This window comes from Streptomyces sp. 1222.5, from assembly GCF_900105245.1.
GTDB classification, from domain to species: Bacteria; Actinomycetota; Actinomycetes; order Streptomycetales; family Streptomycetaceae; genus Streptomyces; species Streptomyces albidocamelliae.
The window spans coordinates 5711320-5737813 of the sequence record NZ_FNSZ01000001.1 but is presented as its reverse complement, the minus strand read 5'-3'; the positions used below and the strand labels follow the sequence as shown (position 1 = coordinate 5737813).

Genomic DNA, 26494 nt, shown 5'->3' with positions numbered 1-26494 from the left:
TCGTCCCCTCGGCCCTTCGGGTCGTCCGCCTGGCACTCTTCCCGTGCGAGTGCCAGCATTCCCCGGCCCAGTGTACGGCCGTGGGGTACTGACCGGGCAAGGTCGGTCCGGTCCGTACCGGCTCGTGACGTTAGCGTCGCGGTATGACGGTGACTTGGGAAGACCTGGGATGGGAACGGCTGGCCGCCGGTGTCGGACGGTGCCGGCTGCCCGGCTGGGACTGCACGGTGGGCCTGGTGCTGAGCGGGAGCACGGCGCTGATGGTGGACGCCGGTTCCAGCCTCGCCGAGGGGGCGCGGCTGCGCTCCGCGGCCCAGGAGCTGTCCCGTGGACGTGTGACACATCTCGCGCTCACCCATCCCCACTTCGACCACGTCTTCGGGGCGGCCGCGTTCGCCGGGGCCGAGGTGTACGCGGCGGTCGGCGTCGACGCGGTGTTCACCCACGAGCGCGAGGAACTGCGCCTGGACGCGGTCCGCAACGGTCTGGCGGTGGCGGACGCGGACGAGGCGGTCGACGCGCTGGCCCCGCCCCGGCACCTGGTCTCCGGCGAGTGGACCCTGGACCTCGGTGAGGGCCGACAGGCGCTGCTGGCCAACGTGGGCCCCGGTCACACCGCGCACGACCTGGCGGTCCTGGTCCCGGCGAGCGTGTCCGGCGGGCCGGAGGTGGTGTTCTGCGGCGATCTGGTCGAGGAGTCCGGCGAGCCCCAGGCGGGCCCGGACGCCGTCACCTCGCGGTGGCCGGCCGCGCTCGACCGGCTGCTGGCGCTCGGCGGCGAGGACGCGCTGTACGTGCCCGGTCACGGAGCGGTGGTCGACGCGGGCTTCGTACGACGTCAACGCGAGGCCCTGGCCACGCGTTTCGGCGTGTCGTGAGCACCGGCCCACGGCTTCTCCTATCGTCATCCGAATGCGCCCACCCGCCTCCCACCACCGCCCTTCCCCCGAGGGCCCTTCGGGCCCGCGCCCTCGTGCGTACTCCGCCGACCTGACTCCTCCCTGGAAGAAGCCGAAGCCGGTCCCGGAGGTCGCGGCCGACCCAGGGCTGGTGGTCGAGGAGGCCGGTACCGGGTTCTGCGGGGCGGTGATCCGCTGCGAGGCCGGCACGGTGACCCTGGAGGACCGCTTCGGCAAGCACCGGGTGTTCCCGCTGGAGCCGCGCGGCTTCCTGCTGGAGGGCGGGGTGGTCACCCTGGTGCGGCCCGCCGCGGGCCCGGTACGGCCCACCCGCACCGCCTCCGGCTCGGTCGCCGTGCCCGGCGCACGCGCGCGCGTGGCCCGCGCCGGCCGCATCTACGTCGAGGGCCGGCACGACGCCGAGCTGGTCGAGCGGGTCTGGGGCGACGACCTGCGCATCGAGGGCGTGGTCGTGGAGTACCTGGAGGGCGTCGACGACCTGCCGTCGATCGTGGCCGAGTTCGCGCCGGGCCCGGACGCGCGGCTGGGCGTGCTCGTGGACCACCTGGTGCCGGGCACGAAGGAGTGGCGCATCGCCGAGTCGGTGACGAGCGGACACGCGCTGGTGGTCGGCCACCCGTACATCGACATCTGGCAGGCGGTGAAGCCGTCGTCCCTGGGGATCGCGGGCTGGCCGACGGTACCGCGCGGCCAGGACTGGAAGACGGGCGTGTGCCGGGCCCTGGGCTGGCCGGAGAACACGGGCGCCGCCTGGCAGTCGATCCTGTCCCGGGTGCGGTCCTACAAGGACCTGGAGCCGGAGCTGCTGGGCCGCGTGGAGGAACTGATCGACTTCGTCACGGCGCCGGCGTGACGGCCTGCGGGCTCAGTCGACCAGGTCCCGCACCACCGCGTCGGCCAGCAGCCGCCCGCGCAGCGTGAGCACCGCGCGCCCCTCGTCGTACGGCCCCGCCTGGAGCAGGCCGTCCGACAGGGCGCGGCGGGAGGCCGCGAGGCCCGCCTCCTTCAGCAGGTCCAGCGGCGCGCCCTCGCTGAGCCTCAGCTCCAGCAGGATCCGCTCCACCCGGCGGTCCTCGTCCGACAGCACCTCACGCCCGGCGCCCGGCGACCGCCCCGACGCGAGCGCCGCCGCGTACGCGCCCGGGTGCTTCACGTTCCACCAGCGCACTCCGCCGACGTGGCTGTGGGCGCCCGGGCCCGCGCCCCACCAGTCGGCGCCCCGCCAGTACAGCTCGTTGTGCAGGCACCGGCCCGCCCGCGAGGTCGCCCAGTTGGAGACCTCGTACCACGCGAAGCCCGCCGCCGACAGGGTCTCGTCCGCGATCAGGTACCGGTCGGCGTGGGCGTCGTCGTCCGTCATCGGGATCTCGCCCCGGCGGATGCGCCGGGCGAGCTGGGTGCCCTCCTCGACGATGAGCGCGTACGCGCTGACGTGGTCCGGTCCGGCACCGATCGCGGCGTCCAGCGAGGCCCGCCAGTCGTCGTCGCTCTCCCCCGGGGTGCCGTAGATCAGGTCGAGGTTGACGTGCTCGAAGCCTGCCGCCCGTGCCTCGGCGACGCAGCGCTCGGGGCGGCCCGGGGTGTGGGTCCGGTCGAGTGTCCGCAGTACGTGCTGCCGCGCGCTCTGCATGCCGAAGGAGACACGGTTGAAGCCACCCTCGCGGAGGGTGGCCAGGTACGCGGGGTCCACCGACTCCGGGTTGGCCTCCGTGGTGATCTCCGCGTCCGGCGCCAGGCCGAACTCGGTGCGGACGGCGGCCAGCATGCGGACCAGGTCGCCGGCGGCGAGCAGCGTGGGCGTGCCGCCGCCGACGAAGACCGTGCGGACCTCGCGCGGGTCGTCGCCGAGGACCTTACGGGCGAGGCGGATCTCGTCGATCAGGGTGTCCGCGTAGTTGTCGCGGGAGGCGAGCACACCGCCGGTGCCGCGCAGCTCGGTCGCGGTGTAGGTGTTGAAGTCGCAGTAGCCGCAGCGGGTCGCGCAGTACGGGACGTGCAGATAGAACCCGAGGGGCCGCTCGGCGGCGCCGGCGAGCGCGGGGACGGGCAGCGCGCCGTCGTCGGGGACGGGCTCGCCGTCGGGAAGTGCGGAAGGCATGCCTTCCATTGTCCAGCACCGCGGGCGTCACTCCGCCTGGAGCACCAGCAGGGCCAGATCGTCCTCGGGGAGGCCGCCGCCGAAGTCGTGGACCAGGCGGCGGATCCTTTCCGCGATCAGCTCGGCGCCGAGCCCGGCGCAGCCGGACAGGGCACGGGCGAGGCCGTCGTCGTCGTCGAACTGGCGGGAGCCGGAGCGGCGCTCGGTCACCCCGTCGGTGACGCACAGCAGACTGTCGCCGGGCCGCAGGTCGACGGTGTCGCTGGTGTACGTCTCGTCCTCGACCACGCCGAGCAGGGTCTGCGGCCGGGCGACGGAGCGCACGCCGCCGTCGGGGCCGAGGACGAGCGGCAGCGGGTGCCCGGCAGAGGCGAGGGTGCAGCGGACCCCGCCCTCGTGCGGTGTCAGTTCGCCGTAGAGCAGGGACAGGAAGCGGGTCTGCGGGCCGTCGCCGGGCACCACGGGCCGACCGCCGGCGGCGACCAGGGCGCGGGCCGCGGCGTCGGCGGCCTCGGTGGCGTCGTCGAGGAGGAGCTGGTTGAGGCGGTCGAGGACGTCGGCGACGCGGTAGCCCTCGCGGGCCAGGAGCCGGAGCCAGGGGCGGGCGAGACCGATCACCACGGCGGCCTCGGGGCCCTTGCCCTGAACGTCACCGACGGCGAAGCACCAGCGGCCGTCGCCGGCCGGGAAGAGGTCGTAGAAGTCCCCGCTCGGGCCGCCCTTGTCGCACGGCTCGTACACGAGCGCGCTGCGCACACCGGGGATCTCGGCGACCGCGCCGGGCAGCAGGCCGCGCTGGAGGACGGCGCTGATCGTGGCCTGGCGGGCGTACTGGCGGGCCGCGCCGACGGCGAGGGCGACCCGCCTGCTCAGGTCCTCCACGAGCCCGGTGACCTCGTCGGGGAACCGGGCCGGTCCGCAGCGGCCGATGACCAGCGTGCCGAGCGGCCGGCCACCCGCGATCAGCCGGTACGCGAGCGCCGTGCCGTCGGCGCCCCGCGGGCCGAGCGCATCACCGGGCCAGGGGTAGTGCTCCGGGCCGGAGCGCAGCCCGTCCCGGGGGCACGGCGGATCCTTCTCCAGGGCGCACCGCAGCTCTTCGATGCGGGCCTCGCTGGCGTGCCAGACCCGTGCCGGGCCGCCGCCGGTGCCGCCGCGAGCGGAGGCCTCGTCCTCCAGCCAGATCGCGCACCAGTCGGCGAGCCGGGGCACGATCAGCTGGCCGGTGAGGGCGGCGACCAGGTTCTCGTCCAGCTGTCCGGCGAGCAGATCGGAGGCCTCGGCGAGGAAGGACAGCGCGCCCCGGCCGAGCCAGTCCCGGTCGCCGCCGGTGCGGGGCGGCTGCGGGGCGAGGTCCTCGGCGACGTCCAGGGCCGGGCCGGATGCGGGGCCGTCCGTCGCCTCGCTGCCGCCCGGGGGAAGCCGCGCCCAGACCGTCTTGGCGCCCTTGCGGTAGGTGACGCCCCAGGACTCGGCGAGGGTGGCGACCAGCCGCAGCCCACGGCCGTGCTCGGCGGCGTCGTGGGGCACCTCACCGCCGAGGGGGTCGCGCGGGGCGCGGGAGGGGTGCCGGTCGCGGACCTCCACGACGAACGCGCCGGTCTCCTCCAGCCGCCAGTCGACCTCCACGTCGGTGCCGGCGTGCACGACGGCGTTGGTGACGAGCTCGCTGACGACGGCCATGGCGTCGTCGGCGAGCCGGGCGGACACCTCGGGCACCTCGGCCAGCGCGGCCCGCACCAGTCCGCGGGCCGACCCCGGCGCGAGGGGGCTCCCGGGCAGCGTGGTCCGGCCCCGGACCTCACGGTGCGGGGCCTCGCTCTCCCGCTGCGCGGGTATGGCCGCCATGTCCATGCGGCTCAGGGTGACACAACGACGGCACGCATAAGCGGTCAGTGACCGAAGTGGACCGTCACGGGTGAGAACTGTGCTACGTGAGTGTGCGAAGACGGTCGGAAATCCGACCGGGTTCGAGCAACCCCCGGGCAGGGCTTCCGCCCGGCGCCGCGAACGGGTAATGCGGATGTTCCGGGCGCGCCCCGGCCCCGGGAGGACGGGGTCCTCCCGGGGCCGGGGCGGCCGCTCAGCCCTCGCGGGTGCCCGCGTACATGCCGTCGATGAGGTGCTTGTACTCGCGCTCCACCACCGGCCGCTTGAGCTTCAGGCTCGGCGTGATCTCGCCGTGCTCCACGTCGAGGTCGCGGGGCAGCAGACGGAACTTCTTGATGGTCTGCCAGCGCTGGAGACCCGCGTTGAGCTCCTGGACGTAACCGTCGACCATTTCGACGGTCTGCGGCGCCGCGACGATCTCCGCGTACGACTTGCCGGCCAGTCCGTTCTCCTTCGCCCAGTCCTGGATCGCGAGCTCGTCCAGGGCGATCAGGGCGGTGCAGTAGTTCCGGTCGGCGCCGTGCACGAGGATGTTGGAGACGTACGGGCACACGCCCTTGAACTGGCCCTCGACCTCGGCCGGCGCCACGTACTTGCCGCCGGAGGTCTTGATGAGGTCCTTCTTGCGGTCGGTGATCCGCAGGTAGCCGTCGGGCGACAGCTCGCCGATGTCACCGGTGTGGAACCAGCCGTCGGACTCCAGCACCTCGGCGGTCTTCTCGGGCAGCCCGTGGTAGCCCTCCATGATGCCGGGGCCGCGCAGCAGGATCTCGCCGTCGTCGGCGATGCGGACCTCGGTGCCGGGCAGCGGCTTGCCGACGGTGCCGGTGCGGTATGCCTCGCCGGGGTTGACGAAGGAGGCCGCGGAGGACTCGGTGAGGCCGTAGCCCTCCAGGATGTGGATGCCGGCGCCGGCGAAGAAGTAACCGATCTCCGGGGCGAGCGCGGAGGCGCCGGAGACGCAGGCGCGCAGCCGGCCGCCGAAGGCCTCGCGGAGCTTGGCGTAGACGAGGGTGTCGGCGACCTTGTGCTTGGCGGCGAGCCCGAAGGGTACCGAGGCGGTGCCGGTGCGGCGGAAGTTGTCCTGGGTGACCTTGGCGTACTCGCGCGAGACCTCGGCGGCCCACTGGAAGATCTTGTACTTGGCGGCGCCGCCCTCCCGGGCCTTGGCGGCGACGCCGTTGTAGACCTTCTCGAAGATGCGGGGCACGGCCGCCATGTACGTCGGCTGCACCACCGGCAGGTTCTCGATGATCTTGTCGACGCGGCCGTCCACGGCGGTCACGTGCCCGACCTCGATCTGCCCGGAGGTGAGCACCTTGCCGAAGACGTGGGCGAGCGGCAGCCACAGGTACTGCACGTCGTCCAGGGTGACCAGGCCGGTCGACGCGATCGCCTTCGCCATGTAGGCCCAGTTGTCGTGCGGCAGGCGCACGCCCTTGGGGCGGCCGGTGGTGCCGGAGGTGTAGATGAGGGTGGCGAGCTGCTCCCTGGTGATCGCGCCGACCCGCTCCTTGATCAGCTGCGGGTGCTTCTCCAGGTACGCGGCGCCGCGCCGCTCCAGCTCGTCGAGGGTGATCACCCAGTCGTCCGACTCGACACCGGCCGGGTCGACGACGACGACCTTCGCCAGCTCGGGCAGCTCGGCACGCTTCTCGACCGCCTTGGCGACCTGGGCGGCGTCCTCGGCGATCAGCACCCGGCTCTCGGAGTCGGAGAGGATGAACGCCGACTCGTCGGCGTTGGTCTGCGGGTAGATCGTGGTCGTGGCGCCGCCGGCGCACATGATGCCGAGGTCGGCGAGGATCCACTCCACCCGGGTGGACGAGGCGAGCGCCACCCGCTGTTCGGGCTGCACGCCCAGTTCGATGAGCCCGGCCGCGATCGCGTACACGCGCTCGGACGCCTGGGCCCAGCTGAGCGACCTCCACTCGTCGGGTCCCTGCCCGGAGGCCGACGGCACCGGGTACCGGTAGGCCTCGGCGTCCGGTGTGGCCGCGACGCGCTCCAGGAAGAGGGCCGCCACGGACGGCGGACGGTTCTCGATCAGGGTCTGTGTGTCGCTCACGACATCCTCCGGGGGCCCGCGACGGTGCGGCTGACTCGGTGCGGCTGGGTTAACTCACGGTGGGTTTTCGAGCTGTTGTTTAACTCGCGAGTAACTATCGAGCAGGGATCAGAGTAAGCCGCGACCGGCCGCTGCGTAAGAGGCTTCGGCCTGTCACTTTCCACGCAGAGCGACGCTACGCGCGCGTAGGGGCCCGCCGCACTTTCGTACGACGAGCCCCCTCGTGCCCGGTTTGCGGACGTGACCCGGAGTTACCCGTGACTACTTCTTGCCCTTGCCCGACCCCGCGCTGTCATCACTGGACAGGACGGCGATGAAGGCTTCCTGCGGAACCTCCACGGAACCCACCATCTTCATCCGCTTCTTGCCTTCCTTCTGCTTCTCCAGCAGCTTGCGCTTACGCGAGATGTCGCCGCCGTAGCACTTGGCGAGGACGTCCTTGCGGATGGCACGGATCGTCTCGCGGGCGATGACCCGCGAGCCGATGGCCGCCTGGATGGGCACCTCGAACGCCTGCCGCGGGATGAGTTCGCGCAGCTTGGCGACGAGTCGCACGCCGTACGCGTACGCCGCGTCCTTGTGCGTGATCGCCGAGAAGGCGTCCACCTTGTCGCCGTGCAGCAGGATGTCGACCTTGACCAGGCTCGACGTCTGCTCGCCGGTGGGCTCGTAGTCGAGGGAGGCGTAGCCGCGGGTCTTGGACTTCAGCTGGTCGAAGAAGTCGAAGACGATCTCCGCGAGCGGGAGGGTGTAGCGGATCTCGACCCGGTCCTCGGACAGGTAGTCCATGCCGAGCAGGGTGCCGCGCCTGGTCTGGCACAGCTCCATGATCGAGCCGATGAACTCGGTCGGCGCCAGGATGGTGGCGCGCACGACCGGCTCGTACACGTCGTTGATCTTGCCTTCGGGGAACTCGCTGGGGTTGGTGACCGTGTGCTCGGTCCCGTCCTCCATGAGCACGCGGTAGACCACGTTCGGCGCGGTCGCGATCAGGTCGAGGCCGAACTCGCGCTCCAGCCGCTCCCTGATCACGTCCAGGTGCAGCAGGCCGAGGAAGCCGACGCGGAAACCGAAGCCGAGGGCGGCGGAGGTCTCCGGCTCGTAGACCAGCGCGGCATCGTTCAGCTGGAGCTTGTCGAGGGCCTCGCGCAGCTCCGGGTAGTCCGAGCCGTCGAGCGGGTACAGACCCGAGAAGACCATCGGCTTCGGGTCCTTGTAGCCGCCGAGTGCCTCGGTGGCGCCCTTGCTCTGGCTGGTGACGGTGTCACCGACCTTGGACTGGCGGACGTCCTTCACACCGGTGATGAGGTAGCCCACCTCGCCGACGCCGAGGCCGTCGGCCGGCAGCATCTCGGGCGAGCTGACACCGATCTCCAGCAGCTCGTGCGTGGCGCCCGTCGACATCATCCTGATGCGCTCGCGCTTGTTGAGCTGGCCGTCGATGACACGGACGTACGTCACGACACCGCGGTACGAGTCGTAGACCGAGTCGAAGATCATCGCGCGGGCGGGCGCGTCGGCGACCCCGACAGGCGCCGGGATCTCCTTGACGACCTTGTTCAGCAGCGCGTCGACGCCCAGACCGGTCTTCGCGGAGACCTTGAGCACGTCCTCCGGGGCGCAGCCGACCAGGTTCGCCAGTTCCTCGGCGAACTTCTCCGGCTGCGCGGCCGGCAGGTCGATCTTGTTCAGCACCGGGATGATCGTGAGGTCGTTCTCCATCGCCAGGTAGAGGTTGGCGAGGGTCTGCGCCTCGATGCCCTGGGCGGCGTCCACGAGGAGGATGGTTCCCTCGCAGGCGGCCAGCGACCGCGAGACCTCGTAGGTGAAGTCGACGTGCCCCGGAGTGTCGATCATGTTGAGGATGTGGGTCGTGCCCTGGTCGGGGCCCTCGGTCGGGGCCCAGGGCAGACGCACCGCCTGGGACTTGATCGTGATGCCGCGCTCGCGCTCGATGTCCATCCGGTCGAGGTACTGAGCACGCATCTGCCGCTGCTCGACGACACCGGTCAGCTGGAGCATCCGGTCGGCGAGCGTGGACTTGCCGTGGTCGATGTGCGCGATGATGCAGAAGTTGCGGATCAGGGCCGGGGCGGTACGGCTCGGCGCGGGCACATTGTTAGGGGTCGCGGGCACGCAGGGTCCTGTCTCTTGAGGCGCCTTATGCCTCGGGTCGGATCGTTACGTAGTCTCCATGGTCCCACGCGGAGCGACCGGGGGCCGTTTTGGGCCGTCCGGAGGGCCACTGGTACTGTAGATGGCTGTGCCTCATGCCCTCTCAGCGCGAGGCACGTCAGAGAAAATTTGGATCACCGGTACGGGATCTCTCCCGGCCCGGCACCTGAACCTGAAAAGGCTCCTTCGTGGCGAACATCAAGTCCCAGATCAAGCGGATCAAGACCAACGAGAAGGCTCGGCTGCGCAACAAGGCCGTCAAGTCCTCCCTGAAGACCGCGATCCGCAAGGCCCGTGAGGCCGCTGCCGCGGGTGACGTGGAGAAGGCCACCGAGCTGCAGCGCGCTGCCGCGCGTGCGCTCGACAAGGCCGTCTCCAAGGGCGTCATCCACAAGAACCAGGCCGCCAACAAGAAGTCGGCGCTTGCTTCCAAGGTCGTCGCTCTCAAGGGCTGAAACCCTTTCTGATCTGACCGCCGGAGGGACCCAGAGCGGGCCCTCTCTCATCCGCTCCCGTCCGGCACCCAAGAGCCTGTTCGCGGCCTGCGTTCGCCACGCGGGAACGGGCTCGCAAGCTTCAACCGGAACCCCGGCCACCTCCCTTCCCCAGGGCGGCAGCCGGGGTTCCGGCATTCCGGACCACGGGTCTGCGGGCTGTTCGGGCTGTTCGGGCGTCCAGCGTGATCGGTCGGCGGGCGCCCGCAGGCGTTCGGTCGGCCGTCCGCCGCTGCGTTACGCGCTCGTGCCGGAGCGGCCGACACCCCCCGGGGGGGACTGCGCGAGTCGGAGCGGCCGGCTCCACAGAGCCGCCGCACGGGACGGAGTGGCCAGCCGCGGCCGCGGGAGCGGCTCCGCTGCGTTACGCGCTCGTGCTGGAGTGACCGGCACCGCTGGGGGTGGGCTGCCCAGGGCGGCGCGGCCGGCTCCGCGGAGCCGGCCGCACGGGGCGGAGCGGCTAGCCGCGGCCGCGGGAGCGGGCCGCTCGGGCGATCACCACGACCGCCTTCTCCAGGGCGTATTCGGGGTCGTCGCCGCCGCCCTTGACGCCCGCGTCGGCCTCGGCGACCGCGCGCATCGCCGTCGCCACCCCGTCCGGCGTCCAGCCCCGCATCTGCTGCCGGACCCGGTCGATCTTCCACGGCGGCATGCCCAGCTCACGCGCGAGATCAGCGGGCCGGCCGCCGCGCGCGGAGGACAGCTTCCCGATGGCCCGCACGCCCTGCGCCAGCGCACTGGTGATCATCACCGGCGCGACACCCGTCGCCAGCGACCACCTGAGCGCCTCCAGCGCCTCGGCGGTGCGCCCCTCCACGGCCCGGTCGGCGACCGTGAAACTGGAGGCCTCCGCCCGGCCCGTGTAGTACCGCCCGACGACCGCCTCGTCGATCGTCCCCTCCACGTCGGCGACGAGCTGGGACACCGCGGAGGCCAGCTCCCGCAGGTCGCTGCCGATCGAGTCGCACAGCGCCTGGCACGCCTCGGGCGTGGCCGACCGCCCGAAGGAGCGGAACTCGCCCCGCACGAAGGCCAGCCGGTCCGCCGGCTTGGTCATCTTCGGACAGGCCACCTCCCGCGCACCCGCCTTGCGCGCGGCGTCCAGCAGCCCCTTGCCCTTGGCCCCGCCGGCGTGCAGCAGCACGAGGGTGATCTCCTCGGCGGGCGCCCCGAGGTACGCCTTCACGTCCTTGACCGTGTCGGCGGACAGGTCCTGCGCGTTGCGTACGACCACGACCTTCCGCTCGGCGAAGAGCGACGGACTGGTCAGCTCGGCGAGCGTGCCGGGCTGCACCTGGTCCGGGGTGAGGTCGCGTACGTCCGTGTCGGCGTCGGCGGCCCTGGCGGCGGCCACCACCTCCTGCACGGCACGGTCGAGCAGGAGGTCCTCCTGGCCCACGGCGAGGGTCACCGGGGCGAGAGGGTCGTCATTCTCAGTCTTCCTGGCCATCCCCCACAGCATCCCACGCGGCACCGACAACGAGACGGGCCGCGCACCCGGAGCGGCCCCCGGTCTCCCGGCTCCGCCTCGGGATCACGGCTCCTCGCGCCAGCCGTCCCACTCCCCCGCGAACGCGTCCAGCTCCGCCGGGTCCAGCCGCTCGTCCTCGTCCCGCAGGACGAGCAGCCACTGGGCGTCCTCGGCGTCGTCCTCACCGGCCAGCGCGTCCCGGACGAGCCGGGGCTCCTCGGCGGCCCCGAACCGCTCCCCGAACGCCTCGGCGGCCTCCTCGGCGGCATCGCGGTCGGGCAGCACCAGCACGTGTCTCACATCGCTCACGGGCCCATTCTCCGGCACGGGCAGAGAGGCGAGGCCCCGGCCGGGTGCGGTCCCGGGCCGGGTGCGGTCCCGCGCCGGATGCGGTCGCCGGCCAAGTACGGCTGCGGGCCAGGTCCAGTGGCCGGCCGGGGGCGGTCGCCGGCTAGGCCGTGTTTTAGAAGCCGATCATCTGGCGACGGTCGGCGATCTTCGCGAGCTGCCAGCCGGGCCCGGCGGCACGCACCTGCGTGCTCCGCAGGCTGGTCTGTTGGATGCGAAGTGGATGATGGTTCGGTGACGAACATCAGTGACGACCACGTGAAGGTCCATTTCCGCATGGAGATAGACGGGGACGGATGGCCGCCAGCGAGTGTCGAGAGTCTGTGGGCTGTCGACCTGGGCGATGGCACGGTGCGCCTGGACAACACTCCCTGGTTCGTCCGCGGAGTCGCCAGTGGTGACGTCATCAGGGTTCAACCGGATGATGACGGTCTTCTCTGGGCCGGAGAAACAGTGGAGCCTTCGCAGAACTGCACCATCCGGCTCATCGTGCTGAAGGACGACGGCTCTGCCGCTGCCCGGCAGAGCGTGCTGGAGGTCTTCCATCGCCTCGGCACGACGGGCGAAGGCATCGAGCGGTTCGGGATGGTGGCCTTGGACGTCCCGCCTCAGGCAGACCTGCTGAAAATTCGCGAGCTGTTGGAGCACGGCGAGACGAAGGAGTGGTGGCACTGGGAAGAAGGGTGTGTCACTGCCGCCTGGGAAGCCACTGTGCGACCGTGAGGGCAGCGGCCCCCGTTCCAGCCTGCAGTGAGCCAGGTTGCATCGTTCTCGTGCAGGAACCGTCCGCTCAGGTTCGTCATATCCATTCGCCGATCGCGGCTATCAGGACGGTGGCCTCGAAGCGGACCGCGAGCTTGTCGAACCGGGTGGCGACCGCCCGGTTTCGCTTGAGCCGGTTGATCCCGCACTCGACCGCGTGCCGGGCCTTGTAGTCCTCGCAGTCGAAGGCCGGAGGCCGCCCGCCGGCCTTTCCTCGCCGCCTCCGGTTGGCGGTTTGGTCTGCGGGCTCCGGGATCGTGCAGCGAATCCCGCGCTTTCGCAGGTAGGCCCGGTTGGCGTGGGAGGAGTACGCCTTGTCGCCCCGCACCCGCAGCGGCCGCACACGGGGACGGCCTGGTCCGGTGCGGGGCACTCGGATGCCTTCCAGGACGGCGGCGAACTGAGGACTGTCGCCACGCTGACCTGCAGTGACCAGCAACGACAGCGGTCGCTGCCCCTGTTCACAGGCCAGATGAATCTTGGTGGTGAAGCCTCCCCGGGACCGGCCCAGGCCGTGGTCGTCCGGCTCGGTGCGGGTTCCGCCCGGCGGCTCCTTCTGGAACTGGCCGTGGCGGCGGGCACCCGCGGCGTGCTGATGGGCCCGGCAGATCGTGGAGTCGATGTTGACCTCCCACGTGATCAACCCTGCCGCGTCGGCCCGGACCTGCAGGCGGGTCAGCAGTTCGGGCCAGGTGCCGTCGCGTTGCCAGCGGCGGAAGAGTCCGTAGACCGTCTGCCACGGCCCGTACTCCGACGGCAGATCCCGCCACGGAGCACCGGTCCGCACCCGCCACCGGATCCCATTGATCAGCCTCCGCCGGCCCAACGACGGCCGCCCCAGCCTCGCGATCGGCAACAGCGGTTCCAGCACCGCCCACTGCCTGTCAGAAAGATCCCCTCGCCCCACACCGCGATCATCACGATGAAAGGCGAAGAGTAGAACCGACTTCCAAAACACGGACTAGGTGCGGTCGCCGTTCCGCACGGCCGGTACACGGTCCAGCTCGATCCCGAACCGCTCCCGGTACACCCCCAGCACCTCCTCGTCGCTCTTCAGCTCCCGCTTCTCGCGGGACCCGCCGGCGGCCGTCGTCGTCAGCGTGCGCCCGCCCAGTGTGATCCGCCCGCCGTCCTCGGTGACCCGGGAGCAGACCAGCGACCTCGTGAAGTGCGACAACGGTGACGTGCTGTGCCACCAGGCACCGGCCGCGAAGTCCGCGAGCACCCGGGTCCGCGTCTCCAGCCGGTACTGCGGCCTGCCGTCCCGTACGACGTCCAGGTCCCCGGCGCCCGCCGCGTCGCCCCCACCGAGCGCGCCCGCCGCGTCGGGCCCGGCAGCCACCAGACGGAAGCGCCCGCCGGGATCGTCCTGCTCGCCGCGTTCGGCCCAGTCCAACGGGTAGTGGCTGTGCGCCCCGAACCCGACGTCCGCGAGCCAGGTCCCGCCGTCCGCCGTCCCCACCCGCAGCGCGAGATGGTCGTAGGGGATGCCGAGCCGCCCCTCGTCGCCGTACACGCGGGCCGCGAGCAGCTCGACCTCGTAGCCGAGCGCGGTGAGCAACGCCGCGAAGGCGCCGTTCAGTTCGTAGCAGAAGCCGCCACGTGGCGTGCCGGTCACCTTGTCCAGCAGCCGCTTCTCCTCCAGCACGATCTCCTCGCCGAGGTGGATCGACAGGTTCTCGAAGGGAACGGTCCGCAGATGCCGCAGATGCAGCTCGCGCAGGGCCTCACCGGTGGGCCGCCGCGGGCGCACCACCCCGAGCCGGAGGAGGTAGGCATCGACCTGTGCTGAGTTCATGGGACCAGTCTGGGCGACCGCCCGCCCGCGGGCGCGGGCCGGGTTCGTATCGGCCCCGGCGCATGGGGGGGCGCGCTCCTCACTCCTTCGTCACCCGCACCTCCCCGCCCGCTCCCCGGGCCCTCGTGACCGCGAGCGCTCCGTCCCGGTCGGTGCGCAGCACCACCGCGCCACCGGACCGCAGCGCTGCCAGCGTCGACGGCGCCGGGTGGCCGTACGGGTTGTCGGCACCGGCGGACACGAGGGCCACCCGGGGCGCCGCCAGTCGCATCAACTCCGGTTCCTGGTAGGCCGAGCCGTGGTGGGCCACCTTCAGCACGTCCACACCGGCGAGGTCCGCCGCCGCCGGGGACCTCAGCAGCGCCTGCTGGGCCGGGGGTTCGAGGTCTCCGAGCAGCAGCAGCCGCATTCCACCGGTGCGGACGAGCAGCGCGACACTGGCGTCGTTCGGTCCGTCCGGTTCCGGCGGGGCGCCCGGCCACGGCGCCGGTGCCGGTGCGCCCGGAGGCGGCCGGACGCTCGGCGGGGGCCACAGCACGCGCCAGGCGAGCGGTCCGCTGCGCCGCTCCTCCCCCGCGACGGCACGGGTGACGGGAATGTGCCGCGCCGCGGCCTCCCTTCTGACGAACGCGGCCTGGCCGGCGGGTTCCTCGAATCCCGTGGTCTCGATCTCGGCCACCGAACGCCCCCGCAGGACACCCGGCAGTCCGGCCACGTGGTCGGCGTGGAAGTGGGTCAGGACGAGGAGGGGGATGCGGGTGATGCCCAGGTGCCGCAGGCAGTGGTCGACCGGTGCCGGATCGGGCCCCGCGTCCACGACGATCCCGGCTCCCTCCCCCGCCGCGAGCACGGTCGCGTCCCCCTGTCCCACGTCGCACATCGCGAACCGCCAGTCCGGCGGCGGCCAGCCCGTGATCACCCGCGTCAGAGGTGCCGGCCGTACCACCGCCAGCAGGAGCAGCAGCCCGAGCAGTCCGCACCACCACGGGCGCCGCAGCAGCCTCCGTCCCGTCAGGACGACGGCCACCGTGACCGCCGCGAGCAGCAGCGCTCCCGCCCAGCTTCCGGGCCAGTCCACCCCGGCGCCGGGCAGCGCCGCCCCCGTCCGGGCGACCCCGGCGATCCATCCCGCGGGCCAACTCGCGCACCAGGCGAATGCCTTGGCCGCCGGCATCGCCACCTGGGCCGACGCGAGCGCCGCGAACCCCAGCACCGTGGCCGGCGCCACCGCCGCCTCGGCCAGCAGGTTGCACGGCACCGCCACCAGGCTGACCCGGGCCGACAGCACCGCCACGACCGGCGCGCACACGGCCTGCGCGGCCGCGGTGGCCCCCAGCGCCTCGGCCAGCCTCGGCGGTACCCGGTGCCGTCGCAGCGCCTCGGTCCAGCCCGGGGCCAGGACCAGCAGCGCGCCGGTGGCCAGCACGGAGAGCAGGAAGCCGTAACTGCGGGACAGCCACGGGTCGTACAGCACCAGCAGCAGCACGGCCGCCGCCAGCGCCGGTACCAGGGATCTGCGGCGCCCGGTGGCCAGGGCGAGCAGTGCCACCGCACCGCAGGCGGCGGCCCGCAGCACGCTGGGGTCGGGGCGGCACACGACGACGAACGCCAGCGTCAGTGCTCCCGCGGACAGGGCGGTCGCCCGCAGCGAGAGCCCCAGGCGCGGGGCGAGGCCACGGCGCTCCGCCAGCTGGGCCAGGCCCGGTGGGCCGATGAGCAGGGCGAGCAGCACCGTGAGGTTGCTGCCGGACACCGCGAGCGTGTGCGCCAGGTCCGTCTCCTTGAAGGCGCCGTCCAGCTCGGGCGTGATCCGTGCGGTGTCCCCGACGACCAGTCCGGGAAGCAGCGCCCGCGCGTCCCCCGGCAGGCCGTCGGTCGCCTGCCGCAGCCCGGCCCTGAGCCGCCCCGCGAGCCGTTGCGGCCCGCTGGGCCCGGCCACGGTTCGCGGCCCCGGCCGCCCCCGCACCCGGAGCACGGCCGCGGTCCGGTCACCATCCGTCAGGGCGGGCGCCAGCCGCCCGCCGACCCGCAGCCGCGTGGACGGCAGCAGTCCCAGCCAGGCGGCACGCCCGCCCGGCACGCTGCCACGCAATCGGGTCGACGGCACCCCTGTGGATCCGCCCGCGCCCGCGGCCGCCGGCCACTCCCGCGAACCGTCGCCGTGCTCGTGCTCGTGCTCGTGCTCGGCGTCCCCACCGGGTGTCTCCCCGGCGGCGGTGCTCGACGACCCCGGTGCACCCGGACCGAGCAGGGCTCCCCCGGCCGGCGCCGGCACGTCCGCGTCGATCACCAGGAGCACCGGGGTCCGGGTCCGCACGCCCGTCCCGTCGCTCTCCTCCACGCGGCGCACCTCCGCCCGGATCAGCACCGCCTCGGACGCCGTGCGGTCGCCGCGCACCCGCGGCCTGCTCAGCCAGGGGTCGCCGCTCAGCTCCACCTCTGCGGTCACCGTCGCGAACCGCCGGGCCAGCTCGGGCACCGGCCCGCGCCGCAGGTCCGCGCCGTGCAGTCCGGCGGAGGCGGCGGCCGCGGCGACGCAGAGCAGAACGGCGGCGGCCGAAGGGCGGGCCCACCCGAACCGGCCGCCCGCCCGCTCGCCCGGATCGGCCAGGTCCGTCCGCGGGCTCGCCCCAGGCACCGGCGCACTCCGCCCGGTCCGCTCCTGCCCGGTCCGAGCCGTACGTCGTTGTCCGATGCCCCGCGCGCAGAGCAGGACGAGCCCGCCGACCAGGCACACGGCCGCGAGCCCGGCGGCCCGGCTCGCGGGTGCGTCCAGCGTCGAGGCCGCCGTGGCCCAGGCCGCGAGCGCGGGCGGGACGAGACGCAGGTCCAGGGGGCCCGCCCGGTCCGGACCGGCCTCCTCGCGCTCCTCGGGCCCTGCGCCGGGGGCGGCTTCGTCGAGCACCCGGCTCATGGCCGGACCAGGTTCCGCAGATCGGAGAAGCGGCGGTCGCCGATCCCGTTGACCTCACGGAGTTCGTCCACCGACCGGAAGCCGCCGTGCTGGGTGCGGTAGGCCAGGATGTGCTGGGCCAGGACCGGGCCGACCCCGGGCAGGGCGTCGAGCTGGTCGGCGGTGGCGGTGTTCAGGGAGACCGGAGCCGCGGGGCCCCTGCCCGCGCCTCCGGGGGTGGTGCCGGCGGGGAGACCCGGTGGTGCCGGCGCCCCGGCGGGCGTGCCGACGACGATCTGCTCGCCGTCCACCAGGAATCGGGCCCGGTTGAGCCCGTCGGTGCGCGCGCCCGGCCGCACGCCGCCCGCGGCTCGCAGGGCGTCGGCCACCCGCGAGCCGGCCGGCAGCCGGTGGATGCCGGGTTCGCGGACCTTGCCGCTGACGTCCACGACGATCCGGCTGCCGGGCGCCGCCGAGGCGACCACGGCCTCCGAGCCCTTGGCGTCCGGGCGTTCCCGGGCGAAGGGCGCCTCGGCACGCACCACTTGAGGGGCGCTCACGGACTGGGTGCGGCCGGTCCAGAAGTGCTGCACGGCGAACACGGCGGCGGCCACGAGCACCACGGTGAGCGCCACGACTCCCCGTCGCTCGACGCCGCACCGCGCCTGGAGCCACAGCGGCATCCGCTCCCGCAGCGCCGTCCCGGCTCGCTCCCGCCGGCTCAGCGGGGTGGGCGCCGCCTCCGGCTCCAACAGGACATCGGTGTCCACCGCTTCGGGTTCCTGAGCCGTCGGCGGCACCGGTGCGGTCGCCGTACGGAGCGGACTCGGTCCGGGCGCCGGACCCTCCACCCTCGTCGTCGCCGTCCCCGCCGCCGTCGACGCTGTCGCCGCCGTCGACGTCGTCGCGTTCGCCGGAAGCCCCGCCCCGTCCGGCGGCCCATTGTCCGACTCCCGTGGCCGCACCGCTCGTTCACCGAAGAGCAGTTCCGCGCGGCGGCGCAGCTCCTCCGCCGGTGCCGGAGGCCGGGGGCGGACGCGGCGGTGCTCGCTGCCCCGCCGGTGGCCGGTGCCACGGCGGAACCCGGAGTCACGATGGCTCCGGACGCGGCCGTCGGAGGCCGGGCCGCGGCCGGGACCGCTGGTCGGAGTGGCTGTGCGGGAACGTGATCGAAGTGCCATGCGACGAGGATGGAACATCCCACCGCTTCGCAATGATCTTGGTCAATTCCCGGGGACGACCGCCGACTTGTGGACAACTCCGTCACCCGCACCAGCCGGTCCGAACCACCTGGCCCCAGCCGACGGGCCGCCCCCGTCAGCGGGGTGAGACCACCGCTCCGAGCAACCCGGGGCCCGTGTGCGCCCCGATCACCGCTCCGACCTCGCTGACATGCAGGTCGGCCAGGCCCGGCACCCGTGCCCGCAGCCGGTCGGCGAGCGCGGCGGCCCGTTCCGGGGCGGCGAGATGGTGGACGGCGATGTCGACCTCCGCGCCGCCCGCACGCTCCGCGGCGATCTCCTCGAGCCGGGCGATCGCCTTCGACGCCGTACGTACCTTCTCGAGCAGCTCGATGCGGCCGCCGTCCAGCTGGAGCAGGGGTTTGACGGCGAGTGCGGAGCCGAGGAGTGCCTGCGCGGCTCCGATGCGGCCGCCGCGGCGCAGATAGTCGAGGGTGTCGACGTAGAAGTAGGCGGACGTGCCCGCGGCCCGCTTCTCGGCTGCCGTGACCGCCTCGTCCATCGTGCCGCCGGCCTCGGCCACCTCGGCGGCGGCGAGCGCGCAGAAGCCGAGGGCCATCGCGACCATCCCGGTGTCCACCACCCGCACCGGCACCGGCGCCTCGCGTGCCGCGAGGACGGCCGCGTCGTTGGTGCCGGACAGTTCGGCGGACAGGTGCAGGGAGACGATGCCGGACGCACCGGACTCGGCGACCCTGCGGTACGTCTCCGCGAAGACCTGCGGGCTGGGCCGGGAGGTGGTGACGGAACGCCGCTTCTGCAGCGCCTGCGCGAGGGAGCGGGTCGAGATCTCGGTGCCCTCTTCGAGCGCCCGGTCGCCGAGGACCACGGTCAGGGGTACCGCGGTGATGCCGTGGCGCTCCATCATCCGCGTCGGCAGGTAGGCCGTTGAATCGGTGACGATCGCGACATGGCGGGACATGAGCTGGAGGTTACCTGCCGTACCGGGCGCGTGGCAGCCCGGCCCCTGGTGCGGGCCCGGAACCGCGCCTCAGGCGGTGCTCTCGGGGCGGGGCTTCTTCTGCCAGGGGTAGGCGGGACGCGGCGACGGCGGGGTGATCGCCTGGGGGGCGGGCTCCTCCGTGGGGGCGGAGCCGGGCGTGCGCTGCCGGGAGGCGGCCGGTCCGTCGGCGGCGGGGTCCTCCGGCCACGGCGCGGAATTCCGGCCCATGTCCGTCCGCGTCCAGTGGCGCAGGGCGTCCGCCTCGATGTCGATCTGGGCGCTCAGCGAGCCCAGGTCGTCCTCGGCGAAGCGGCGCGCGCGGTCGCGGACGGCCCAGCGCAGCGAGTCGGCGGACTTGGTGATGCGCTCGGTGCGTTCGCGCAGTTCGGGCAGGCGCGCCGTGAGCGTGGCCCGGTCCGGCTCGGTCTCCAGGCGCTTGAGGTCCGCGTCCAGTTCGTGGCCGTGCGCGCTGAGCCGCTCGAAGAGGCCGACGGACTCCTTCAGCGACTCGTCCTCGGCCGCGCCCGCCTGCAAGGCGTCCTGTGTGGCGCGCATGGAGGTGCGCAGCGCGAGGCGCAGTTGGGCGATCTCGCCGGCCGGGCCGAGCTGGGCGAAGGACTTGGCGCGCAGGGTGTGGTCCTCGACCGTGCGGCGGGCCTGCGCGATGGTCCGGTCCACCCCGCGCTTGGCGGCGCCGACCGCCTTGACCGTGGCGTAGGCGCCCAGGCCGATGAAGAGCAGGAAGAGAAGGGCGAACACGGCGATCACTGCTTCCACGACGCCTCCTCCGATGGGCACAGCGCGTACCGCTGTGCTCTCCACGGTAAACGCAGCAGGCAGGTCCGGAGTTCCGGATGAACCCCGAACCTGCCCGTAGGGGACTACCCCGACGCCGGTCGCGCCCGGCCCGGGACGTCACCCCCTCACACGATCACACGATCACGCGGTCACACGATCACGCGGGTCACGCGGTCACGATGTTGACCAGCTTCGGCGCCCGCACGATCACCTTGCGGATGCCGGCGCCGCCCAGTGCCGCCACGACCTTCTCGTCGGACAGCGCCGCCTTCTCCAGCTCCGCCTCGGAGATGGCCGGCGACACCTCCAGGCGGGCCTTGACCTTGCCCTTGATCTGCACGACGCAGGTCACGGTCTCGTCGACGACGTAGGCGGGGTCGGCGACCGGGAAGTCCTGGTGGACGACCGAGTCGGTGTGGCCCAGCGCGCGCCACAGCTCCTCGGCGATGTGCGGGGCCAGCGGCGCGACCATCAGCACCAGCGGCTCGGCCACCGACCGCGGCACGGCGCCGCCGGCCTTGGTCAGGTGGTTGTTCAGCTCGGTGACCTTGGCGATGGCGGTGTTGAAGCGCAGGCCCTCCAGGTCCTGACGGACGCCGTCGATCGCCTTGTGCAGGGCGCGCAGGGTCTCCTCGTCGGGCTCGGCGCCGGTGACGGTGACCTCGCCGGTGTTCTCGTCGACGATGTTGCGCCACAGCCGCTGCAGCAGCCGGAACTGGCCGACCACCGCGCGGGTGTCCCATGGACGGGAGACGTCCAGCGGGCCCATGGCCATCTCGTACAGGCGCAGGGTGTCGGCGCCGTACTCGGCGGCGATCTCGTCCGGGGTCACCGCGTTCTTCAGCGACTTGCCCATCTTGCCCAGCAGCCGGCTGACCTGCTCGCCCTGGTGGTAGTAGGCGCCGTCGCGCTCCTCCACCTCGGCGGCCGGCACCGCGATGCCACGGCTGTCGCGGTAGACGTAGGCCTGGATCATGCCCTGGTTGAACAGCTTGTGGAACGGCTCCGCGGAGGAGACGTGACCCAGGTCGAACAGCACCTTGGACCAGAAGCGCGCGTACAGCAGGTGCAGCACGGCGTGCTCGGCGCCGCCGACGTACAGGTCGACGCCACCGTGCGGCAGGCCCTCGCGCGGGCCCATCCAGTACCGCTCGATCTCCGGGTCGACCAGCTTCCGGTCGTTGTGCGGGTCCAGGTAGCGGAACTCGTACCAGCAGGAGCCGGCCCAGTTGGGCATGGTGTTGGTCTCGCGGCGGTACTTCTTCGGGCCGTCGCCCAGGTCCAGGGTGACGTTGACCCAGTCCTCGTTGCGCGACAGCGGGGTCTCGGGCTGGGTGTCCGCGTCGTCCGGGTCGAAGGTGCGCGGGCTGTAGTCCTCGACCTCCGGCAGCTCCAGCGGCAGCATCGACTCGGGCAGCGCGTGGGCGACGCCGTCCTCGTCGTAGACGATCGGGAAGGGCTCGCCCCAGTAGCGCTGACGGCTGAACAGCCAGTCGCGCAGGCGGAAGTTGACGGTGCCCTCGCCGATGCCCCGCTCCGTCAGCCAGTCCGTGATGCGGGCCTTGGCCTCGGCGACTCCCAGGCCGTCCAGGGAGATCTCGTCGTTGGAGGAGTTGATGATCTTCGCGTCGTAGGACGCGAAGGCGTTCTCCCACGTCGAGGTGTCGGTGCCGCGGCCGTCGGTCGGCTCGACGATGCAGTGGATCGGCAGCTCGAAGGCGCGCGCGAACTCGAAGTCGCGCTGGTCGCCCGCCGGGACGGCCATGATCGCGCCGGTGCCGTAGCCCATCAGGACGTAGTCGGCGATGAAGACCGGGACCTGCTCGCCGTTGACCGGATTGGTCGCGAACGCGCCGATGAAGACGCCCGTCTTGTCCTTGGCCTCGGCCTGGCGCTCGACGTCGGACTTGGCGGCGGCCTGCGCGCGGTAGGCGGCGACGGCCTCGGCCGGGGTGGCGTGGCCGCCGGTCCACACGTCGTGCGTGCCCTCGGGCCACGCGCCGGGGGTGAACTTCTCGACCAGCGGGTGCTCGGGCGCCAGCACCATGTAGGTGGCGCCGAACAGGGTGTCCGGGCGGGTCGTGAAGACCGTGATGTTCTCGCCGTCGATCGGGAAGTCGACGCGGGCGCCCTCGCTGCGGCCGATCCAGTTGCGCTGCTGCAGCTTGATGGCCTCGGGCCAGTCCAGCTCCTCCAGGTCCTCCAGCAGCCGGTCGGCGTAGGCGGTGATGCGCATGTTCCACTGGCGCAGCTTGGCCTTGAAGACCGGGAAGTTGCCGCGCTCGGAACGGCCGTCGGCGGTGACCTCCTCGTTGGCCAGCACGGTGCCCAGGCCGGGGCACCAGTTGACCGGCGAGTCGGAGGCGTAGGCCAGGCGGTACTCGCCCAGGACCTCGGCGCGCTCGGTTCCGCTCAGCTCGCTCCACGCGCGCGTGGTGCCCGGGACGGCCCGCTCACCGGACTCGAACCGCGCGATCAGCTCGGCGATGGGGCGGGCCTTCTTCGCGTCCTCGTCGTACCAGGAGTTGAAGATCTGCAGGAAGATCCACTGGGTCCACTTGTAGTAGTCCGGGTCGATCGTGGCGAAGGACCGGCGCTTGTCGTGGCCCAGGCCCAGCCCGCGCAGCTGGGCCTTCATGTTCTCGATGTTGGCCTCGGTGGACACGCGCGGGTGCGTGCCGGTCTGCACGGCGTACTGCTCGGCGGGCAGGCCGAAGGCGTCGAAGCCCAGGGTGTGCAGGACGTTGTGGCCGGTCATGCGCTGGAACCGGGCGTAGACGTCGGTGGCGATGTAACCCAGCGGGTGGCCCACGTGCAGGCCCGCACCGGAGGGGTACGGGAACATGTCCATGATGAACTTCTTGGGCTTGGCGGCCAGCTCGGAGTCGCCCGCCAGGTCGCCGGTCGGGTTCGGCGCCTCGTAGGTGCCGTCGGCGTCCCAGAAGTCCTGCCAGCGTGCCTCGATGTCGGCCGCCATGGCGGCCGTGTAGCGGTGCGGCGCGGCCTCCGCGGACGCGGCAGCGGGGTTCGTCTCGCTCATGATCCTCAAAGCTCCATCGATCGTCTCTGCCTGCGGCTGCGTCATCCGAGAAACGAAAAAACCCCTCACACAGGAGGGGACGCCGCGCCGATGCCGACCTCACGGTTCGACCGGGGGTCGGTACTGATCAGCGCGGCCCGCTAAGCAGAAGGCGTACGGCACGCATGGCGTTAGGGTACCGCAGGCCTTGAGCAAGCCGCGACGCGCTTCCGTATCCCTTGTGGACATGCCAGGAACCCCGACGGAACGGAACCAAGGTCAAGGATTACTTCGCGAACCGCCCCTTAAGGGGCACCCCGGCAATCAGATTGTGCGTTGATAACAACGCAATAACGCAAAGCCTCGTACTGATCAGTATGACGCCACTTAGAGTTCGGCAGCGGGACCGCTTTCCCGGAACTGCTCGGAGTGCCCCCATGAACCCTCGTCGTAGTACCAGCTCGCTCCCCCGGCCCGGCCGCTCGGCCTACGGGGTGGCGTCCGCTGTCGTCCTGCTGCTCATACCCGTGCTCGTGCTGGTCGGAGGCGACCAGTTCCAGTCCTTCCTGAACTTCGGCGCGGGCGTGCTGTCGCTGGTGTCGCTGAGCTGCTCGGTGATCTGGGGCCTGTTCGCCCAGGACCGGATCTTCCTGAACACGCGCCAGCGCATCGTCGGCCAGGCGGTGCACCGGACGACCGCGGTCGCCTCGATCGCGTTCCTGCTGCTGCACATCACCACCAAGGTGGCGCTCGGCCACGCACCGCTGATCGCGGCGATCATCCCCTTCTCACTCGGCCTGACCGGGATCGCGGGCCTGATCGGCCTCGGTTCCCTGGCCGGCCTACTGATGATCTTCGTGGGCGTCACCGGCGCCCTGCGCAGCAACTTCGCCACCCCCGCACCGGTCGCCGCGCGCTGGCGCGCCATGCACATGCTGGCCTATCCGGCCTGGTGCGCCGCGCTGATCCACGGGCTCTACGCGGGTCGCACGGCCAAGCCGGTCTTCGTGATCCTCTACAGCCTGTCCCTGCTCGGCGTGATGGGCGCCCTGGCCCTGCGCGCCGCCCCGCGCCCGGTCAAGCGCAAGGTCGCCGACCGGCTGGTGGCCCTGTTCGGCAGCTCGGAGCGGCCCGGCCTGGAGGAGCTGGACGCGAGCCGTTCCCGGGCCGGCGGCCAGGGCATGCCGGGCTACGAGGGCCGCCGGGAACGCGAGGGGCGGCGCGACGCGAGGTCGCGGGCGTCCGCTCCGGCCGGCGCCGCGCCCCTCTACCAGTCACCCGCGGAGTCCGGCGCCGGTTTCGCGGCAGCCTACCGCGCGGTGTCCACACCGGGCCGCGGCCAGGATCCCTACGCGACCGGGCAGACCGCTCGCATGGACCTGCCGCTGGACCTCCAGCCCACGCAGGCCGTCCCGCGCGTGGACGGCCCCTCCAGCACGTCGGGCAGCTGGCCTGTCCCGTCCCCGCCGCCGGTCGGCGAGGCGCCGCCGTCCGCGTACGACCCGCTGCAGGACACCGGATACACCATCCCGGCCTACGGCAATCCGGGCACGCCCGGATACGGCGGAAGTGATGTGTACGACACCGGTGAGACGAACGGGTACTACGGCACGTACAACCCGGGTGACACGTTCAACAGCGGTCCCGCCACTGAACCAACCCCCGGCGCCTCCTACGAGGCACCGGGTTCGGGCGAACCTTGGAACATGCCTTCCGGAGGCTATAGGTGAACGAGGCCCTGCCCGACGTACCCGAAGTCCGCGTGGTCGGGCTTCCCCAGCTCACGTCGGGCTTCGACCTTGTGGAGCGGCTCGACCTGCCCATGCATCTGAAGGTGCACGGGCCGCTCGACCCGCTGGGCGGCGAACAGCTCGCCCAGCTCGCCGAACGCATCAACCTCAAGGGGCGGGGCGGCGCGGGCTTCCCCTTCCACAAGAAGCTGCGTTCGGTCGCCGAGTCGGCGATCAAGCGCGGGGTACGGCCGGTCGTCGTCGTCAACGGCAGTGAGGACGAACCGGCCTGCCGCAAGGACACGGTCCTCATCAACCGCGCCCCGCACCTCATCCTGGACGGCGCGCTGCTGTGCGCCGAGGCGCTCGGTGCCCGCACGCTCGTGATCGGTGTCACGCGCGAGTCCACACAGCGCTCCATGGAGGCCGCGCTCGCCGAACGCGGCCTGAGCAACAGCCGGCGATCGGCGCTGCGCGCGTGGGTGCAGCGCAACCCGGTCCGCATGGTCACCGGCGCCGCGGCCTCGCTGATCCGCTCGATCGACGGCGGCCCCGCCATCCCGCCGGGCCGCAAGATCAGCGCGTCGCAGACCGGCGTGGGCGGCGCGCCGACCCTGCTGTCGAACGCGGAGACGTTCGCCCAGCTGGCCATCGCCGCCCGCATCGGCCCCGAGCGGTACGGCAACACCGGCCTGTACGACGAGCCCGGCACCGTCATGCTCACCGTGTCCGGCGCGGTCGCCCGCCCGATGGTGCTCGAGGTCCCCACCGGCGTGCCGCTGCGCTACGTGCTGCAGCTCGCCGGGGCCCCGCCGGTGCCGCAGGGTGTGCTGACCGGCGGCTACCACGGCAAGTGGATCGACGCGGCCACGGTCGACGAGGCGATCGTCTCCCGGAACTCCCTGGACGCGGTGGGCGGTGCGCTGGGCGCGGGCGCGATCCTGCCGATCACTCAGGAGACCTGCCCGCTGGGCGAGTCGCTGCGGGTGGCCCAGTGGCTGGCCGAGGAGAGCGCCGGCCAGTGCGGCCCGTGCTACCTCGGACTGCCCGCCGCCGCGCGCGGGCTGGAGGACATCCTCAACGGCGGCGGACCGGCCGCCCTGGAGGCGCTGAAGCAGGTCGCGAAGAACGTCAAGCGGCGCGGGGCGTGTTCGCACCCGGACGGCTCGGCGATGTTCCTGGAGTCGACCATCAAGGCGTTCACCGACGACCTGGCCGCCCATGTGCTCGGGAACGGCTGCGGACGGCCCGTGGAGGGCGTTCTGCCGCTCTTCGAGGGGGGCAGGGCGCCCGCGGGCATCACGGGCGGCCCGGAAGCCGAGGAGACCGGCGCGAGCCGCCAGAAGATCTACGTCGACTGGACGCTGTGCCGGGGCCACGGCCTGTGCGCCGACATCCTCCCGGAGGTGTTCGAACTCGGCGCCGACGGGTTCCCGACCGTCGCCCAGGCCCAGGTGCCGCGGTACGCGGAGGCGAAGGCGCTGCGCGCGGTGCGCCGCTGCCCCGCGCTGGCCCTGCGCCTGGAAGAGGACACGCGCGGGCAGGCGCCGTCGCGCAACCTGCCGGTGCTGTCCCAGGGACGCGGCCGGCGCGCTCTCGGCCGCTGAAGGCGACGAGGGGCGGGTCACCCGAGCCGGGTGACCCGCCCGCCCGTTCGGGGGCCCTTGTGCCCGTGAACACGACGAAGGCGGACCATCCGCGAGGATGGTCCGCCTTCGATTTCTGTGGAGCTAAGGAGAATTGAACTCCTGACCTCCTGCATGCCATGCAGGCGCTCTACCAACTGAGCTATAGCCCCGTATTCTGCTGTTCCGCCTGGTTCCCCCGGCGACGTCGTAAACATTAC

The 26494-nt window shown here is 72.5% G+C and carries 19 protein-coding genes and 1 tRNA gene; 6 read left to right on the top strand and 14 right to left on the bottom strand.

Annotation, left to right across the window (positions count from 1 at the left end; all coding sequences use genetic code 11):
* Positions 1-143 precede the first annotated feature (143 nt).
* Together BLW57_RS25855 and BLW57_RS25850 are read left to right on the top strand one after the other, a co-directional pair.
* On the top strand, positions 144-878 hold the full coding sequence (locus BLW57_RS25855) for an MBL fold metallo-hydrolase (protein ID WP_093477749.1): 735 nt from the start codon (positions 144-146) through the stop codon (positions 876-878).
* Between the two features lie 34 nt (positions 879-912).
* Positions 913-1773, top strand: coding sequence for a DUF3097 domain-containing protein (locus BLW57_RS25850; protein ID WP_256339589.1), 861 nt, complete (start codon positions 913-915; stop codon positions 1771-1773).
* Positions 1774-1785: 12 nt separating this feature from the next.
* Here the strand turns inward: BLW57_RS25850 and hemW are convergent, their stop codons facing one another.
* From hemW to lepA, 4 genes are all read right to left on the bottom strand, one after another.
* Positions 1786-3018 (bottom strand): radical SAM family heme chaperone HemW, encoded by a 1233-nt coding sequence (hemW, locus tag BLW57_RS25845; protein ID WP_093477748.1) that lies wholly within the window; start codon positions 3016-3018, stop codon positions 1786-1788.
* 27 nt (positions 3019-3045) lie between these two features.
* Positions 3046-4866 carry a SpoIIE family protein phosphatase gene (locus BLW57_RS25840; RefSeq protein ID WP_176985971.1) on the bottom strand — a complete coding sequence of 607 codons (1821 nt, stop codon included), beginning with the start codon at positions 4864-4866 and terminating at the stop codon, positions 3046-3048.
* A gap of 235 nt (positions 4867-5101) precedes the next feature.
* A complete protein-coding gene (locus BLW57_RS25835; protein ID WP_093477746.1) occupies positions 5102-6976 on the bottom strand; it encodes an AMP-dependent synthetase/ligase in 1875 nt (624 codons plus the stop codon).
* Positions 6977-7237: 261 nt separating this feature from the next.
* Complete coding sequence (lepA, locus tag BLW57_RS25830; RefSeq protein WP_093477745.1) at positions 7238-9112, bottom strand: translation elongation factor 4; 1875 nt, start codon at positions 9110-9112, stop codon at positions 7238-7240.
* A gap of 227 nt (positions 9113-9339) precedes the next feature.
* Between lepA and rpsT the strand changes: the two genes are divergently transcribed.
* Entirely contained in the window at positions 9340-9606 is a 267-nt protein-coding gene (gene rpsT, locus BLW57_RS25820) for a 30S ribosomal protein S20 (RefSeq protein WP_073893866.1), read from the top strand.
* Positions 9607-10105: 499 nt separating this feature from the next.
* Here the strand turns inward: rpsT and holA are convergent, their stop codons facing one another.
* Both holA and BLW57_RS25810 read right to left on the bottom strand, forming a co-directional pair.
* Positions 10106-11095 (bottom strand): DNA polymerase III subunit delta, encoded by a 990-nt coding sequence (holA, locus tag BLW57_RS25815; protein WP_180361918.1) that lies wholly within the window; start codon positions 11093-11095, stop codon positions 10106-10108.
* An 84-nt stretch (positions 11096-11179) separates the two neighbouring features.
* Entirely contained in the window at positions 11180-11425 is a 246-nt protein-coding gene (locus BLW57_RS25810; RefSeq protein ID WP_093477741.1) for a hypothetical protein, read from the bottom strand.
* Positions 11426-11698: 273 nt separating this feature from the next.
* Here BLW57_RS25810 and BLW57_RS25805 point away from each other — a divergent pair, with 273 nt between their 5' ends.
* On the top strand, positions 11699-12187 hold the full coding sequence (locus BLW57_RS25805; protein ID WP_176985719.1) for a DUF4265 domain-containing protein: 489 nt from the start codon (positions 11699-11701) through the stop codon (positions 12185-12187).
* Between the two features lie 76 nt (positions 12188-12263).
* Here BLW57_RS25805 and BLW57_RS25800 read toward each other — a convergent pair whose 3' ends face one another.
* The 7 genes from BLW57_RS25800 to leuS form a co-directional block, all read right to left on the bottom strand.
* Positions 12264-13133: an IS5 family transposase gene (locus BLW57_RS25800; RefSeq protein WP_093477739.1), complete on the bottom strand. Its 870-nt coding sequence runs from the start codon at positions 13131-13133 to the stop codon at positions 12264-12266.
* A 54-nt stretch (positions 13134-13187) separates the two neighbouring features.
* Positions 13188-14024 carry an arylamine N-acetyltransferase family protein gene (locus tag BLW57_RS25795; protein ID WP_093477738.1) on the bottom strand — a complete coding sequence of 279 codons (837 nt, stop codon included), beginning with the start codon at positions 14022-14024 and terminating at the stop codon, positions 13188-13190.
* 79 nt (positions 14025-14103) lie between these two features.
* On the bottom strand, positions 14104-16938 hold the full coding sequence (locus BLW57_RS25790) for a ComEC/Rec2 family competence protein (protein ID WP_256339588.1): 2835 nt from the start codon (positions 16936-16938) through the stop codon (positions 14104-14106).
* On the bottom strand, positions 16935-18098 hold the full coding sequence (locus BLW57_RS25785) for a ComEA family DNA-binding protein (RefSeq protein WP_093477736.1): 1164 nt from the start codon (positions 18096-18098) through the stop codon (positions 16935-16937). The genes BLW57_RS25790 and BLW57_RS25785 overlap by 4 nt, the downstream gene beginning before the upstream one ends.
* Positions 18099-18234: 136 nt before the next feature.
* Positions 18235-19080, bottom strand: a complete 846-nt coding sequence (locus tag BLW57_RS25780) for a DegV family protein (RefSeq protein WP_093477735.1) — start codon at positions 19078-19080, stop codon at positions 18235-18237.
* 69 nt (positions 19081-19149) lie between these two features.
* Entirely contained in the window at positions 19150-19878 is a 729-nt protein-coding gene (locus BLW57_RS25775) for a hypothetical protein (protein WP_093477733.1), read from the bottom strand.
* Positions 19879-20065: 187 nt separating this feature from the next.
* Complete coding sequence (gene leuS, locus BLW57_RS25770; protein ID WP_093477732.1) at positions 20066-22939, bottom strand: leucine--tRNA ligase; 2874 nt, start codon at positions 22937-22939, stop codon at positions 20066-20068.
* 416 nt (positions 22940-23355) lie between these two features.
* On the opposite strand from leuS, the gene BLW57_RS25760 reads away from it, so the two are divergent.
* The gene (locus tag BLW57_RS25760; RefSeq protein WP_176985718.1) at positions 23356-24648 is read left to right on the top strand and encodes a ferric reductase-like transmembrane domain-containing protein; all 1293 of its coding nucleotides are present in this window, start codon (positions 23356-23358) and stop codon (positions 24646-24648) included.
* Positions 24645-26255: an NADH-quinone oxidoreductase subunit NuoF family protein gene (locus tag BLW57_RS25755; RefSeq protein WP_093477727.1), complete on the top strand. Its 1611-nt coding sequence runs from the start codon at positions 24645-24647 to the stop codon at positions 26253-26255. Before BLW57_RS25760 ends, BLW57_RS25755 begins: the two co-directional genes overlap by 4 nt.
* 118 nt (positions 26256-26373) lie before the next feature.
* On the opposite strand, the gene BLW57_RS25750 is transcribed toward BLW57_RS25755, so the two are convergent.
* Positions 26374-26446 (bottom strand) — tRNA-Ala (locus BLW57_RS25750).
* Positions 26447-26494 lie beyond the last annotated feature (48 nt).